Raw genomic sequence first — 14,383 nt, forward strand, 5'->3', positions numbered from 1 at the left:
CGTCATAATCGCCAATCAGCTCCGTGGTTGCGGCTGGCCACGACCTCGAAGCGCAAGCCGCAGTCCCCTAGGGACGCTGCCAGCTTCCGGGCTTCGAAAGCAGCACTTTCCGGGTCGGGAAACAGACAGAACCCGGTCGGTCCCCAGGAACTCTGGCCCAGGCCGCGCCATCCCTGCGCCTCCAAGCATTTGAGAGCCTCGGCGACCCGGCGGCTGGTATAACGCCCCCCCTGGGCCGGGGCGAAATAATCCCCGTTGGCCCGCTGGATCCAGCCCAGAGTTTCCGAAAAGGCGTCGAAATCCGCCTCCGCCAGCGCCGGCAATCCCTGCATCAGCAGGCGGTGACAGGCTGCGGCCGCCCGCTCGCGGGGATAACGCGGCAGCTGCCGGAAAGCCTGGCGTTCGCACTCACCGTGCAATCCCCGAAAGTCCGGATCGAAGATCAGCAGCCAGCGCCACGATTCCGGCACCGGCAGGCGAGACAACAGCGGCGGCGTGGCGCTGTTCTTTCCGCGGCCGCCGTCCACCAGGAATCCCCCCTGTTCGAAGGCTGCGATCCCGATGCCGGAACGCGCCCCACGCCCGGCGGCGACCGCCACCTGCCGCGGCGTCAGCGGGCGGCCGTGCAGCCGCGCCAATCCCATCCCGACCGCCAGGGCCAGCTGCGTCCCGGAGCCGAGACCGGCATGGACGGGAATCTCCTCCACCAGGGTGATATCCGCCGGCGGCAGCGCCAGCGCCGCCATCAGCCGTCGCACCAGGGTTTCCAGGCGCGCAGGTCCTGCCACCTGCAGGGAAGCTGCCGGGCGCAATTGCAGGCGGGTACCGAAACCGGCGATGGTGACCCCCAGGCTGCCGAAACGCCGGCCCAGACCGCTGCCAAGATCGAGAAACCCCAGATGCAACCGCGCTGGGGCAAAGATTTCGACGTTTGAGGGGGCAAATTCAGCAGACATCGCAACGAATCGGGAAAAACGAAGAAGCGGAGCCTATCACAGCGCCAGACGCTCCCGCCAATGTTCGTACACCCCCAGCAACGCCGGAATCACCAGCAGCACCAGCACGGTGGCGAACAGCAGCCCGAAGGCGATGGAAGCAGCCATGGGCACCAGGAAGCGGGCCTGGAGCGAGGTCTCGAACAGCAGCGGCAGCAGACCCGCCACGGTGGTCAGGGACGTGAGCAGCACCGCCCGCAGGCGCTGGCAGGCCGCCTCCTCCAGGGCGGCCGACAGGTCCAGGCCATGCCGGCGCAAATGCTGATAGAAGGTCACCAGGATGATGGAATCGTTGACCACGATCCCCGCCAGCCCGAAGATGCCGAACAGGGACAGGATGGTCAAATCCAGGTGCATGACCACATGCCCCCAGATGGCGCCGATCAGACCGAAGGGAATCGCCGCCATCACCACCAGGGGCCACCCGTAGGAGCCGAACACCCAGGCCAGAATGAGATAGATCAGCACCAGCCCGAGCAGCGCGCCCTTCTTCATGTCGGCGATGGTTTCGGCCCGTTCCTCGGCCCGCCCGGAGGATTCGTAGTCGATCCCGTAACGCCTAGCCAGCTGCGGCAGAATCTCCTCCATCAGCGCCGCCATCACCCGTCCCGGCTTGTTGACCCGGGTATCGATCTGGGCCGACACCTCCACCGCCAGTCGGCCCTCGGCGTGGCGCAGCACCTCGAAACCGCGCTTGGGGCGGGCGACGGCCACGGTGTGGAGCGGCACCCGCTCCCCGTCAGGCAGACGGATCTGCAAACGCTGCAGGACGTCCAGATATTCCCGCTCCATGCCCGCCAGGCGCACCCGCACCTCGATCTCGTCGGGACCGTCCTGGAAGATCTGCACCAGACGGCCGGAAAAAGCGGTACGCAGCTGCCGCCCCAGTTCCGCCGGCGTCAGTCCCAACATTTCCCCCACCGGCGTGAGACGGTAGATCCACTGCTCGCGCCCGTAGGGCAGATCCTCCAGCACGCCGCTGATACCGGGCATCGCCTTCAAGGCCGCCATCAGTTCCTGGGCGGCCTGTTTGAGCGTGGGGGCGTCATCCCCGATCAGGCGGACGCTGACATCCCGTCCCGGCGGCCCCACCTGGCGGGCCTCGATCACCAGATTGTCGAGTCCCGGAGCGCCCGGAATCGCTTTCCGCCAGGCTTCGATCAATTGCCAGCTGCGCACCTGACGCTGCTCGGAGGGAACCAGTTCCACGATCATCGCCCCCAGATGGTCGCCGGACTGCTGCAGGAAGCCGGCTGAACTGATGGCGCTGCCTTCGATCGTGACGGTGGTACGGATCAGAGGGCGGTCTGGCGACAACTGCCGCGCCACCTGATCCAGGGTCTGGCGCATGCGTTCGAGCTGGGCCTCCACCTTGGCCCGCGGCGTGCCGGGAATGAAACCGACGGTGGCATAGACGACATTGGCTTCCGGCGCGGTGAAAAAGATGAACGGTACCCGACCGCCGGCCACCAGTCCCAAAGTCGCGATCAACAGCGCCAGGGCAGCGGCCAAAGTCAGCCCCCGGTGCTGCACGCAATAGCGGACCAGGGGACGAAAGCGGCGTTCACGGACATGGCGGAAGGCGGCATCGAAACGCCGGCGCCATTTTCCCTCTTCGCGGTGGTGCATGTGCGCGAAGGCATGGCGCAGGTGGGCCGGCAGCACCCAGAAGCTTTCCACCAGCGAGGCGAGAATCACCGCGATCACCACCAGTGGAATGGCGAACAGAATCCGGCCGGTCGGTCCCGACACCAGCATCAACGGCAGAAAGGCGGCGATGGTGGTCAACGACGAGGCCAACACCGGCGCCAGCATACGCCGGGCGCCCCCTTCGGCGGCGGCGAGCGGTTCCTCCCCCATCTGGTAATGAGCCAGGGCGTCCTCACCGACGACGATGGCGTCGTCGACGATGATCCCCAGGGCCATGATGAGGGCGAACAGGCTGATCATGTTGATGCTGCCGCCGGCCAGCCACAGAATCAGCAGGGTCGCCATGAAGGAGACGGGGATCCCGAAGGCGACCCAGAAGGCGACCCGGCCGCTGAGAAACAGATACAGAATCGCCACCACCAGTACCAGCCCCCCGGCGCCGTTCTTGAGCAACAGCTCGATGCGTTCCTGGATCAGACGCCAGTTCTGCTGATAGACGTGCAGGTGGATCTGTGGCGGCAGCGTGGGGCGGGTCCGGGCCAGCCAGTCGTTGAAGATACCGGCCACTTTGAAGGTATCACCGTGCTGGGCGCGGCGGATCTGCAGCTCCACCGCCGGCTGGCCCTGGAAATGCAGCAGCACGCTGCCTTTGCGCGCACGCCGCTCCACCCGGGCCACGTCCCCAAGCTCGATGCGATCACCGGCGGCGGTCACCAGGGGAAGGTGACGGAATTCCCAGACCTGACGCCGCTGCGCCATCACCCGCACCATCTTTTGATTCTCCCGGTCGCCGACGGTGCCGGCCGGCACGTCCCGGCTGAAACGGTCGATCTGCGCGGCGATCTGATCCAGCCCGGTGTGGAGCGCCTCCAGGGCGGACTCGTCCAGTTCGATGGCGATTTCCTCCTCCGGCAGGCCGAGGATGTCGACCTTGTCCACGCCGAGGTCGAGCAGCTCCCGCTCGAAACGGTGCACCAGGGGCCGCAGCCACTCCAGCGAGCCGCCATAGACGATCAGGCGGGTCACCGGCTCGTAGCGGGCCAGGTGGACGACCTCGGGATCCTCGGCCCCGGCCGGCAGATTGCGGAACTCGTCCACCCGCTGGCGCACCTGGCTGAGGGCGAGCAGGATGTCGGTCCCCTCGCGGAATTCCAGGGTGATGGCGCAGCGCCCCTCGCTGGAGGTGGAGGTCATGTGGCGCAGGTCGTCGACGGACTTGAGCTGCTGCTCCAGGGGCGTGGTCAGGCTGCGCTCCACGTCCTCTGCGCTCGCCCCCGGCCAGCTGACGTTGACGCGGATGATCTCCAGCTCGAAGGTGGGAAAGAACTGCACGTTGAGGCGGTCCAGGGCGAAGACCCCGCCCAGGACCATCATCACCATGAGCAGGTTGGCCGCCACCGGGTGGCGGACGAAGAAGCGGATCCAGCCGTGGGCGCCGATCAATCCACCTCCCTGCGGGCCTTCACCGTGACCGCCATGCCATCGGCCGCATCGGGCAGATGGGTGACGAGCACTAAGTCACCCGCCCTGAGATCAGGGCTCCGCACCAGCAACCAGCTCTGATCGCCATTCCTATGCCAGTCGCCGAGGGGGATCACCCGCGCGGCCCGCAGACCCCCCTCGACGATCCGGTAGATCAGATCGTTGCCGTAGAGCGCAGCGTAGGGAAGCGGCACCACCCCATCCTGAGGCGGACGCTGGAGATGGACCGTCGCCGGCATGTTCAGGCGCAATGCCTGGGCATCGGACACCACCTCGAGCAATGCGTCGATCCCACCCGCCTCCGCCTGACCTGCCAGACGCCGCAACCGCAACCGGAACCGATGCCCCAGGCTTTCGCCCCACGCCGCCATTTCCTGGCCGGCCGCCAGGGAGTCGGCGATCTCCTTTTGGAACGGCGCGGGCACCTTGGCCCGTACCTCCATCTGCGCCAGGGGGTACAGACTCAGCAGCAGCTGATGGGGTTGCACCATGTCACCTTCCGCCACCGCCACCTGGGCCACGATCCCCTCATAGGGGGCATCGACCTGGCTGCGTTCCAACGCCAGCCGCGCCTGGGCCAGTTCCGCGCGGGCCTTGTCGAGGCGGGCCTGCAGTTCGGCGATGCGGGCGGCATGCTGATCCACCGCCAACTGGCGCTGCTGCAGCGCCAGCGCCTGGCGTTCCACTTCCATGCGGGCCTGATCCAGCGCGGCAGCCGAGCTCAGATTGCGGTGACGGAGCCTCTCCAGACGCTTGACCTGATTGCGCAGCAGTTCCAGCAGTTTGCGCTCGTGGGCCAGGGAAGCCAGATCGCTGGCATGGCGCTCGCGCTCCAGACGCATCTGTGCCTCAAGCTCGGCCACACCGGCCTGGGCCTGAAGCACCCGGGGCTCGAAATCCCGTGGATCGAGCCGCACCAGGGGTTGGCCCTGGCGCACCCGCTCGCCTTCGTGTACCGGCAACGACTTCACTTGACTGGCCGCCGGCGCCGTCACCCGCATGAGGGCCGGATTTTCGACCTTGCCGTAGAGGGTCAGAACCGGGCTGAGGGTCCGGGGTTTGACGGTCAGGGCCTCGACCTGCCAGATCCGGGGACGGACGGGCGGGGCCTCCTGACGCGGCCGGGTGAGCACGAGCAACAGAAACACGCCGACCCCGAGCGACAGGATCACCCAGGGCCAGTAGCGGCGGTCTAGCTTCATCAAAAAGGATTCCCACAAGGAAGATGGCGCGCCTGGCAGGACTCGAACCTGCAACCCTCGGCTTAGCTTACCACTACGCCTTTCGGCGCCCCGCAAGCGGGTTTGTGGTCTGGACTATCTCTTCACCGTCTCAGGTGTCGCACGTATAGTCTCTACGGAACCCTTCGAAAATCAGCCGCTGATTTCACGTTTTGCGACTGATTGTTCTTGGGTGCTTCTACCCTCAACGTAACAGAGCGATTGTATTTCTTGGGATCCAGGTAATAGCACATATCGGTATCCGGGCAATAGATACAATAAAGATCAATCTCATCCTTATCGACAAAGCGGGTATGAGTCCCTTCTTTATCTGCCCAGCTAGACCGGAAATGGACGGTTATCCCACCAGTGTGATCAACCGACTTGTACTTGACCTGTACCCTAAGGAACTTCCCCTCTCTGTATGCGACCAAATCGAACGGAGCATGTTCAGTCAAAGGAATCATGACCAAATAGCCCTGCTCGAACAGGTCTAGTTGAGCCTTCAAAACACCCAGGTCGCCCTTCTCCTTGGTGTGGTGAGCCATATATCCCTACTTTACCAAAGCGACCGAAGGTTTCCTCGGGGTTGCCATCAGCATGACCTGTTAAGGTTTCCCCGATACAGTGCGATCCACTCCATGGGTTCCGTTTCCCCATGAAGGCTCCTATGCCGATCCCTAACGGATCAGCGCTCAAAGGCCGATGCTCTATCCAATTGAGCTACAGGCGCAAATGGTCGGGGCAGAGGGATTCGAACCCCCGACATCCTGCTCCCAAAGCAGGCGCGCTACCAGACTGCGCTATGCCCCGAACGGAAGCTGGAATTATAGCCCTTGCAACGGGCAAAAAAAAGCGACCTTGCGGTCGCCAAAGAGGAGGAGAACTACAGTTGAAGTGAACCTGCAGGCGGTGTCTTGCCGTTGGCCGCCTTGCCGATTCGGCGTTCATTATAGCCACCCCCTCGACTTTAAAACCAGATGCTATATTCGTAGTACTTTATTTCTGCGCCAGAAACAATTTACAACTGCAGGCGCACGCCGCCCCAGATCCCGCGCGGCGCGCCCGGACCGACGAAACGGGGATCGTCGAATGCATCGCCCAGCACCTCGTCCGGCTGGCCGTAGAGGCCGAAGGTCTGATAGTGCTTGTCGAACAGGTTGTCCACCCGCAGGAACAGGTTGACGTGCTCGTGCACGCGGTATTCCGCCCGCAGATTGAACACCCAGTAGCCCGGCACCGGTTTGTTGAGGTTGGCCTCGTCGCCGCGGAAATACCGGTCGCTGCTGTAGATCCCGGTCATCCCCAGGGTGAACTGAGGGATCACGTCCACATCCAGGTTGAACTTGAAGCTGTGCTCCGGCAACCCCGGAATCCGATCGCCGCGCTCGACATGGATGTTACCGGCGGCATCGGCGGAGGGGTTGTTGGGACTGGGTGCGGTGAAGGGCGTACGGAAGGTGGCGTCCAGATAGGTGTAATTGAAGCTGTAGCGCAGCTTCTGCAACCAGATGCCGGTCATGGGATTGTCGATGATCCCGTTCAGGCTGGCTTCCAGACCCTGCCGCCGGGTTTTGCCCACGTTGTCGAAATATCCTTCACTGGTCAGGTTTCCGGCGCTGATAAACAGGATGTCGTCGTGATTCATGGTATGGAAATAGCCGGCATGCCACTGCAGGGCGGTGCTGACGTCACCCCCTAGGGGAAGACGGTCGAAACGACCCCTGAAACCTGCCTCGAAGGTCTTGGCCACCACCTGCTTCAGGGGCGGATCGGCGAGGAAGGCGTTGGGCAGTCTGCAGGGATCGTCCGGATCGGCACAGGTCAGCTCCACCGCTGTCGGCGCCCGATTGCTTTCACTGTAACGGCCATAGAGGTTCAGGTTGGGCAGGAGTTTGTAGACCAACCCGCCGGCCGGATTGAAACGACTGAAGTGGTGCTTGCCGTTCAGTTCTTCGCCGAAGTTGTCGTTCAGACGAATATGGGAAGAATTGAAACGGCCGGAGGCGGTCAACGTCAGATTTTCGATCGGGCTGAACTGCTCGATGAAGAACGCCCCGTAATGAGTCACCTCGTTATCGAGACGCACCCGGGATTCACCGACCAGAATTCCGCTGCCAACCGTGCCCCGATCTTCCGTCAGCCGCGCCAATTCGGTATCGAAATTGAAGCGAATTTGCGCTTGATCGAAACTGAAACCGGTTATGAGACGATTGTCCATATCGAACGGGTCATACAGGAAATGGGTCTGGAAAGCGACTCCGTAACCTTTCTGGCGCGTACGGCTGAAATTGTCGGTCGCTGACTCGACCGCTTCCGTGGCTTCGATCGGATCCCCGTTGACATCCTCGGCGATCTCGCCTTCCTCGTCGCACATGAGGTCATCGAGCGGCGGCTCGCATTCTTCGAAATCGGTATCGTCGCCATTGAAAGTGGTGATTTTGTTGTACCGATAATAGGTGTTTCCGGTGAGCTGAATCTTGTCATTCAGCCAAAAACTGCCATCGAGATTGCTGAAAAACAGCCGGGTTCCAGTATCGTCCGGATGGGTGAAGATCGCGTCCCGGTCCTGACGGTAAAGTTGGATCGGCACCGCCCCGTTGCCGGTCAGATCGTTGTCCTGGCCCGACAAGGTCAAATTGAGCTGCCCCTGCTGCCCACGCCAGCTCAGCACCCCGAAGGCCTGCTTGACCCGGGTGGGGGAAAAATCGCGCCAGCCGTCCTCCTCGAAGTGACGCAGATGCAGGAAATAACCGACGCTGCCGTTGTTCCAGCCGCTCGAGAGGGATTCGGAATGGCGCCCCCAGGAACCACCGTAAACCTTGATCTGATGATGGGGAAAGCTGAAGCCGGTCTTGCTGCGGATGGCGATGGCGCCGCCCAAGGTATTGAGCCCGTAGACCGGATCGGAGCCGGGATGCAGTTCCATGCGCTCGATCGCCCCCTGGGGAATCAGATCCCAGTTGACCGTGTCTCCGAACGGCTCGTTGAAACGGACGCCGTTGAAATAGACCGTCAGCCCCTGGGGCAACCCGAGCAGAGGAGAGGCGGTGAAACCACGGTACTGGATGTCGGGCTGGAAGGGATTGTTCTGGGCGTCATTGACCACCACGCTGCCCAGCTGGGTACGCAGGTAATCGGCCAGCGAATAACTCTGAGCGCGCTCGAAATCCTTGGCACCGGCCACCTGGACGTTGGCGGGAATGTCGTCCAGGGGCACGCCGCCGAGCCCCAGCGGCGTGGTGCCGACGACCTCCAGGGTTCCCAGTTCGATCGCCTCCTCCGCCACGGCGGCGGAAGCGGCGGCCAGAAGCAGCAGGCTGACGCGCAGTTTCACGGTAATCCTCCCCGATGTGTCAAAGCGGGGGAAGGATACCGGGAGATGCCCCGTCAGCCTATGGGAAAATTTCCCGATCTAGACGGCGAAGCTCTCACCGCAGCCGCAGGTGCCCTTGGCGCGGGGGTTGTCGAACCGAAAGGCTTCGTTCAGCCCCTCACGGCGCCAGTCCAGCGTCAGACCGTCGAGATAGTCGAGATGCTCGCGGGCGACCACGATGGTGATGCCCCGGTCCTCGAAGGTCACATCGTCCGGGCCGATGGCATCGGCGTAGTCGATCACGTAGGAATAGCCGGAACAGCCGGCGGGTTTGACGCCGAGACGCAGGCCCACACCCGTGCCGCGGCGCTGCAGTTGCGCCCGCACCCGGCGGGCGGCCGCTTCGGTCACTCGAATGGCCATTTCCGTGTCTCCCTCAATTCGGTTTCAGTTCCTCGAGCACCTGCCGCAGGGCGGTGAGAAACGCCTCTACATCCGCCTCCGTGTTGTCCTTGCCCAGGCTGACCCGCACCGCGCTTTTGGCCAGATCGGCATCGACCCCCATCGCCAGCAGCACGTGACTGGGCTCGCCGCCGCCGCTGGCACAGGCCGAACCGCTGGAAACCGCGATCCGGCGCCGGTCCAAAGCCATGACCAGCATCTCCCCGTCGATCCCCGCCACCCCGAACTGGACGGTATTGGCCAGACGTCTGGCGCGGGCGGCAAAGATCGTCACCCCCGGCAGCCGGGCCAGGCCGGCTTCCAGGCGGCGGCGCAGATTCAGCAGATGGGTTTCCCGGGCTTCCCGCTCGGTCCGGGCCAGTTCGGCGGCGGCGCCGAAGCCGACGATGCCGATGACGTTCTCGGTTCCGCCCCGCAGCCCCTGTTCCTGACCGCCGCCATAGAGCAAAGGTTCCAGGGTCAGGGAACGGTCGAGCACCAGCGCCCCCACGCCTTTGGGCCCGTAAAGCTTGTGGGAGGACAGGCTCAGCATCTGAACGCCCAACCGGGGGAAATCGAGTGCCAGCCGTCCGGCCGCCTGCACCGCATCGGTGTGGAAACGGACCTGCGGATAGCGGCGGGCGGCCGTGACCAGATCCGTGAGCGGCTGGATCACCCCGGTTTCGTTGTTGGCCAGCATGCACGAAACCAGGGCGTGGGGATGGCGTTCGAGCTGCTCCGCCAGGGCATCGGCGACGACCCGCCCCTCTCCGTCCACTTCCAGGCGCACGCACGCCACCCCCTGGCGCGCCAGCCCTACGACGGTCTCCAGCACCGAAGGATGCTCGACGGGGCTGACCAGCAGGGCGCTTTCGGGATGGGCGCGGCAATATCCCTGCAGCGCCAGATTGTTGGCCTCGGTGCCGCCGCTGGTGAAGATCACCTGGTTTGGATTCGCTCCCACCAAAGCGGCCACCTGGGCCCGGGCCTGCTCCACCGCATCCCGGACCAGCCGCCCCCAGCGGTAGAGGGCCGACGGATTTCCGTAGAAGCGTTCCAGGTAAGGCTGCATCGCCGCCTGCACCCGGGGATCGATGGGCGTGGTGGCGTTGTGGTCAAGGTAGATCATGGGGTCGGTCCATCTGCGACGCCTTTTCCTGACGCTCGGCCACCTGGCGAACCTCGTGCTTGGCCAGCAGATCCGCCAGGGTAATGCCGGAAAGATAGTCGTAGATCTGCCGGCTCAGGCCCATCCACAGTTCATGGGTCAGACAGGGCTGATTGTTCTGGCAATTGCCCTTGCCGCCGCACCGGGTGGAATCGACGCTCTCGTCCACCGCGGCGATGATTTCGGCCACGTTGATCTCGGAAGGCGGGCGCGCCAGGCGATAGCCCCCGCCGGGACCGCGTACGCCGCTGACCATGCCGGCGCGGCGCAGCTTGGCGAACAATTGTTCCAGATAGGAAAGGGAAATGTCCTGGCGTTTGGCGATCTCGGTGAGGGTCACCAGCTTCTTGTCATTGTGATAGGCCAAATCCAGCATGGCGGTCACCGCGTACCGCCCCTTGGTCGTCAGTCGCACAACCCGCTCCGGTGTTTTTTGTCAGGGTTCGATGCAAAAACACCTTAGCAATCCCGAGTAAAACAGTCAATTTAAGTGTTCTCCTCTTCACTGTCGCGCAACCGACAGGCTTCCAGCGGTGGCAGTGGCACTTCCTGGGGGGGGATGCCAGCCTCCTTTAGGGTCGTGCGCAGCGCCTCCACCTGCCGGTCCAGGGCCTGGATATGTTCCAGCATCCGGTTGATGGCGTAGGCTACGGGATCCGGCATGTCGGGGGACAGACCGTAGGCGTCGAACCCCAAATGGCGGGCGATGGCGGCCTTGCGTTCGGCGCTGGCCTTGGTGACCACGTGGGCGGGAATGCCCACCACCGTCGCCCCGGCGGGCACGTCCTTGAGCACTACGGAATTGGAACCGATGCGGGCATTGTCGCCGACGTGGATCGGCCCGAGGATCTTGGCCCCGGCCCCCACCACCACACCGTTGCCCAAGGTGGGGTGACGCTTGCCTTTCTGCCAGCTGGTGCCACCCAGCGTCACGCCGTGATACAGGGTGCAGTCGTCGCCGATGACGGCGGTTTCCCCGATCACCACCCCCATGCCGTGATCGATGAAGAAACGGCGTCCGATTTCAGCGCCCGGATGGATTTCGATACCGGTCAAAAAACGGGCCACGTGGGAAAGGAAACGCGCCAGCCAGTACCATTCTCGCCGCCACAGACAATGACTGAGGCGATGGAACCAGACCGCGTGCACACCGGGATAGGCAGTCACCACCTCCCAGACGCTGCGGGCGGCCGGATCGCGCTCGAACACACAGGCGACATCCTCGCGCAGCCTGCGCCAGATCCGGGAGGGGAAGAGACATTTCAATTTACTCCGCCTCCTTGTAGGCTTGCCGTTGGGCGCAGCTGAGGATACCACGCAGCATGTCCACCTCCCGCTTTTCCAGCCGGGCGCGTCCGAACAGGCGCCGCAGCCGGCGCATGATGGATGGGGCCTGCTTGCTGGAATGGAGAAAGCCGATATCGTTTAGCGCCTGCGCCAGATGACGGTAGAAGGATTCCAGCTCGGCATGGGTGGCTAGGCGCTCTTCTCTGGGCTCGGAAGGCATCGCCTTCCCGGCCAGAAACAGCTCGTAGGCGACCACCTGGACCGCCGCGGCCAAGTTGAGGGAGGAATAGTCCGGATTGCAGGGAATGTGGAGGCCGAACTGGCACAGATCCAGCTCTTCGTTGGTCAGGCCCGAACGCTCGCGACCGAAGACGAGGGCGACCCGGTGCCCCGGCGGTTCCGCCGTCACCCTTTCGGCGCACTGGCGGGGTGTCAGCAAGGGCCACTGGATGGTCCGCCGCCGGGCGCTGGTGCCGATCACCAGCTGGCAATCGGCCACCGCCTCGGCCAGGGAAGCGTGACAGCGGGCCTGGGCCAGGACATCGTCCGCGCCGGCGGCCCGCGCCGTCGCCTCGTGATGGGGAAAACATTTCGGCGCCACCAGCGCCAGTTCGTAAAGCCCCATGTTCTTCATCGCCCGCGCGGCGGCGCCGATGTTGCCGGGATGGCTGGTCTCCACCAGTACGATACGAATCTGGGGCACGATCTCCAACCGCTTGAGCTTACCACTTGTCAATTTTCACTTCCGGGAGCTGGGAAGGGTCTGCCGGACCAAAATTCATCCGTAAATTTAGGCCCGGAGCGGCCTTCCCTGGCCGCTGACAGACCCTTCCCAGCCCCCTCTGATAGAAGTGATAGGTGCCGAACCGCTTGAGAAACAGCCGACGGATTTTACCAGAAAAACGGTATACTAAGCGCTTTTCACCAACGGACGGACGACCATGCACCCGATGCTCAACATCGCCACCCGCGCCGCCCGCCGCGCGGGGGATCTGATCGTGCGCGCCCTCGACGACATCGACCGTCTGGACGTGGATGTCAAGGGACGCAACGATTTCGTCAGCGAAGTGGACCGAAGCGCCGAGCGCGAGATCATCCGCATCCTCAAGAAAGCCTACCCCCACCACCAGTTCCTCGGCGAAGAAGGGGGAAGACAAGGGAAACGGACCGCCCGGGAAGACGAGTACCTGTGGATCATCGATCCCCTGGACGGCACCACCAATTTCCTGCACGGCTTTCCCCAGTTCGCCGTCTCCATCGCCCTGCGACACGCCGGCTGTATCGAGCAGGCGGTGGTTTACGATCCGCTGCGCCAGGAGATGTTCACCGCCAGCCGTGGCCGCGGGGCGGCCCTCAACAACCGCCGCATTCGGGTGTCACGCCAGACCAGCCTGCTGGGATCGCTGCTGGGCACCGGGTTCCCCTTCAAGCAGCAACAGCATCTGGACGCCTATCTGCAGATGTTCCGGGCCCTGTTCAAGGACAGCGCCGGCATCCGCCGCGCCGGCGCCGCCTCCCTGGATCTGGCCTACGTGGCAAGCGGGCGCCTGGACGGTTTCTGGGAGATCGGCCTGCAGCCGTGGGACATGGCCGCCGGCGTGCTGCTGATCCAGGAAGCCGGCGGCATCGTCAGCGACTTCAGCGGCGGCGACCGCTACATGGAAACCGGCAACATCGTCGCCGGTACCCCCAAACTGCAGCAAATCATCTGCCAGACCATCGAACCTTACGTCACCGACGACCTGTGCTGAACGCTGTCGGCAGGAGGCCGGCCGTTCGTCCTCCGGGACGCTGTAAATTCATCCCTGGACGCTCGATACCCGGCCTTCCAGGCCGGGTACGCCCTGCGGACGAACGGCCGGCCTCCTCTCCTTATCAACAAATTAAAGTAAATCCGCGTCGGATTCCGGCTTCTCCGGCAGCAGCAGATCCTCCCGCTGGACCTTGAGCAGCAGCAGGGAGGCACTGGCCACGTAGATGGAGGAATAGGTCCCCACCACCACGCCAAGGGTCAGGGCGATGGCGAAATTACGGATGATCTCCCCGCCGAGCACCAGCAATGCGATCAATACCAACAAGGTGGTCAGCGAGGTGATGAGGGTGCGGCTCAAGGTCTGATTGATGGAGACGTTGATGATCTCCTCCGGCGTGCCGCGACGCAGCCGGCGGAAGTTCTCGCGGATGCGGTCGAACACCACGATGGTGTCGTTGAGGGAGTAACCGATCACCGCCAGAATCGCCGCCAGCACCGTCAGGTCGAACTCAAGCCGGGTGATCGAAAAGAATCCCAGGGTGATGACGACGTCGTGGACCAGGGCGATGATCGAGCCCAGGGCGAAACGGTATTCGAAGCGCCAGGCCACGTAGATGAGGATACCGAACAGGGCGAACAGCATCGCCAGTCCACCCTTCTCGGTCAGCTCCTCACCCACCTGGGGCCCGACGAACTCCACCCGGCGCAGCTGCGGCCTGGCCTCCGGATCGGACCTGAGCACCTCCATAATCCGGTTGCTGAGATCGGCGCTGCTCAGATCCGGCGTCGCCGGCAGCCGGATGAGGATCTCCCGGGAGCTGCCGAAGTGCTGCACCGCCGCCTCCTCGAAGCCATGCCCGGCCAACAGGTGACGGACCTTGGCCAGATCCACCGGCCTGTCGTAGCCCACTTCCACCAGGGTGCCGCCGGTAAAATCCAGCCCCAGCTTCAATCCCTGAAAGATCAGCGATCCCAGGGAGATCAGGATCAGCAAGGTGGACAAGGTCAGCGCGATGCGGCGTTTGCCCATGAAATCGAAATTGCGCTCGGAAAGATGTGCAGCCATGTCGT

General features: G+C 63.7%; 12 protein-coding genes and 1 tRNA gene. 1 reads left to right on the forward strand and 12 read right to left on the reverse strand.

Features of this window, described 5'->3' with window-relative positions; translation table 11 throughout:
* Positions 1-2: 2 nt before the first annotated feature.
* From MIN45_RS10045 to MIN45_RS10095, 11 genes are all read right to left on the reverse strand, one after another.
* Positions 3-956 (reverse strand): beta-ribofuranosylaminobenzene 5'-phosphate synthase family protein, encoded by a 954-nt coding sequence (locus MIN45_RS10045; protein ID WP_286291925.1) that lies wholly within the window; start codon positions 954-956, stop codon positions 3-5.
* 36 nt (positions 957-992) lie between these two features.
* The gene (locus tag MIN45_RS10050; protein ID WP_286291926.1) at positions 993-4,088 is read right to left on the reverse strand and encodes an efflux RND transporter permease subunit; all 3,096 of its coding nucleotides are present in this window, start codon (positions 4,086-4,088) and stop codon (positions 993-995) included.
* Entirely contained in the window at positions 4,085-5,329 is a 1,245-nt protein-coding gene (locus MIN45_RS10055) for an efflux RND transporter periplasmic adaptor subunit (protein WP_286291927.1), read from the reverse strand. The genes MIN45_RS10050 and MIN45_RS10055 overlap by 4 nt, the downstream gene beginning before the upstream one ends.
* A 152-nt stretch (positions 5,330-5,481) precedes the next feature.
* Positions 5,482-5,895 (reverse strand): group I intron-associated PD-(D/E)XK endonuclease, encoded by a 414-nt coding sequence (locus MIN45_RS10060; RefSeq protein ID WP_286291928.1) that lies wholly within the window; start codon positions 5,893-5,895, stop codon positions 5,482-5,484.
* A 188-nt stretch (positions 5,896-6,083) separates the two neighbouring features.
* Positions 6,084-6,160, reverse strand: a tRNA-Pro gene (locus MIN45_RS10065).
* A 208-nt stretch (positions 6,161-6,368) separates the two neighbouring features.
* Positions 6,369-8,684 (reverse strand): TonB-dependent receptor, encoded by a 2,316-nt coding sequence (locus MIN45_RS10070; RefSeq protein ID WP_286291929.1) that lies wholly within the window; start codon positions 8,682-8,684, stop codon positions 6,369-6,371.
* 78 nt (positions 8,685-8,762) lie between these two features.
* Positions 8,763-9,086: a HesB/IscA family protein gene (locus MIN45_RS10075; RefSeq protein WP_286291930.1), complete on the reverse strand. Its 324-nt coding sequence runs from the start codon at positions 9,084-9,086 to the stop codon at positions 8,763-8,765.
* A 13-nt stretch (positions 9,087-9,099) separates the two neighbouring features.
* Positions 9,100-10,233 carry a cysteine desulfurase family protein gene (locus tag MIN45_RS10080; protein ID WP_286291931.1) on the reverse strand — a complete coding sequence of 378 codons (1,134 nt, stop codon included), beginning with the start codon at positions 10,231-10,233 and terminating at the stop codon, positions 9,100-9,102.
* The gene (locus MIN45_RS10085) at positions 10,220-10,687 is read right to left on the reverse strand and encodes a Fe-S cluster assembly transcription factor (RefSeq protein ID WP_286291933.1); all 468 of its coding nucleotides are present in this window, start codon (positions 10,685-10,687) and stop codon (positions 10,220-10,222) included. The genes MIN45_RS10080 and MIN45_RS10085 overlap by 14 nt, the downstream gene beginning before the upstream one ends.
* 71 nt (positions 10,688-10,758) lie before the next feature.
* On the reverse strand, positions 10,759-11,514 hold the full coding sequence (gene cysE, locus MIN45_RS10090) for a serine O-acetyltransferase (RefSeq protein WP_286294165.1): 756 nt from the start codon (positions 11,512-11,514) through the stop codon (positions 10,759-10,761).
* A 25-nt stretch (positions 11,515-11,539) separates the two neighbouring features.
* Positions 11,540-12,265 (reverse strand): RNA methyltransferase, encoded by a 726-nt coding sequence (locus tag MIN45_RS10095; RefSeq protein ID WP_286294167.1) that lies wholly within the window; start codon positions 12,263-12,265, stop codon positions 11,540-11,542.
* Positions 12,266-12,500: 235 nt separating this feature from the next.
* Here MIN45_RS10095 and MIN45_RS10100 point away from each other — a divergent pair, with 235 nt between their 5' ends.
* Positions 12,501-13,310 (forward strand): inositol monophosphatase family protein, encoded by an 810-nt coding sequence (locus MIN45_RS10100; RefSeq protein WP_286291934.1) that lies wholly within the window; start codon positions 12,501-12,503, stop codon positions 13,308-13,310.
* 132 nt (positions 13,311-13,442) lie between these two features.
* Here the strand turns inward: MIN45_RS10100 and secF are convergent, their stop codons facing one another.
* Positions 13,443-14,378 carry a protein translocase subunit SecF gene (gene secF, locus MIN45_RS10105; protein ID WP_286291936.1) on the reverse strand — a complete coding sequence of 312 codons (936 nt, stop codon included), beginning with the start codon at positions 14,376-14,378 and terminating at the stop codon, positions 13,443-13,445.
* Positions 14,379-14,383 lie beyond the last annotated feature (5 nt).

Origin of the sequence: Methylomarinovum tepidoasis (assembly GCF_030294985.1) — a bacterium.
In the GTDB taxonomy this organism is placed as follows: domain Bacteria; phylum Pseudomonadota; class Gammaproteobacteria; order Methylococcales; family Methylothermaceae; genus Methylohalobius; species Methylohalobius tepidoasis.

Coding starts and splice junctions, on each gene's coding strand:
- MIN45_RS10080 (WP_286291931.1), bottom strand. CDS start 10,233: ATGATCTACCTTGACCACAACGCCACCACGCCCATCGATCCCCGGGTG.
- MIN45_RS10045 (WP_286291925.1), bottom strand. CDS start 956: ATGTCTGCTGAATTTGCCCCCTCAAACGTCGAAATCTTTGCCCCAGCG.
- MIN45_RS10060 (WP_286291928.1), bottom strand. CDS start 5,895: ATGGCTCACCACACCAAGGAGAAGGGCGACCTGGGTGTTTTGAAGGCT.
- MIN45_RS10075 (WP_286291930.1), bottom strand. CDS start 9,086: ATGGCCATTCGAGTGACCGAAGCGGCCGCCCGCCGGGTGCGGGCGCAA.
- secF (WP_286291936.1), bottom strand. CDS start 14,378: ATGGCTGCACATCTTTCCGAGCGCAATTTCGATTTCATGGGCAAACGC.
- MIN45_RS10100 (WP_286291934.1), top strand. CDS start 12,501: ATGCACCCGATGCTCAACATCGCCACCCGCGCCGCCCGCCGCGCGGGG.
- MIN45_RS10055 (WP_286291927.1), bottom strand. CDS start 5,329: ATGAAGCTAGACCGCCGCTACTGGCCCTGGGTGATCCTGTCGCTCGGG.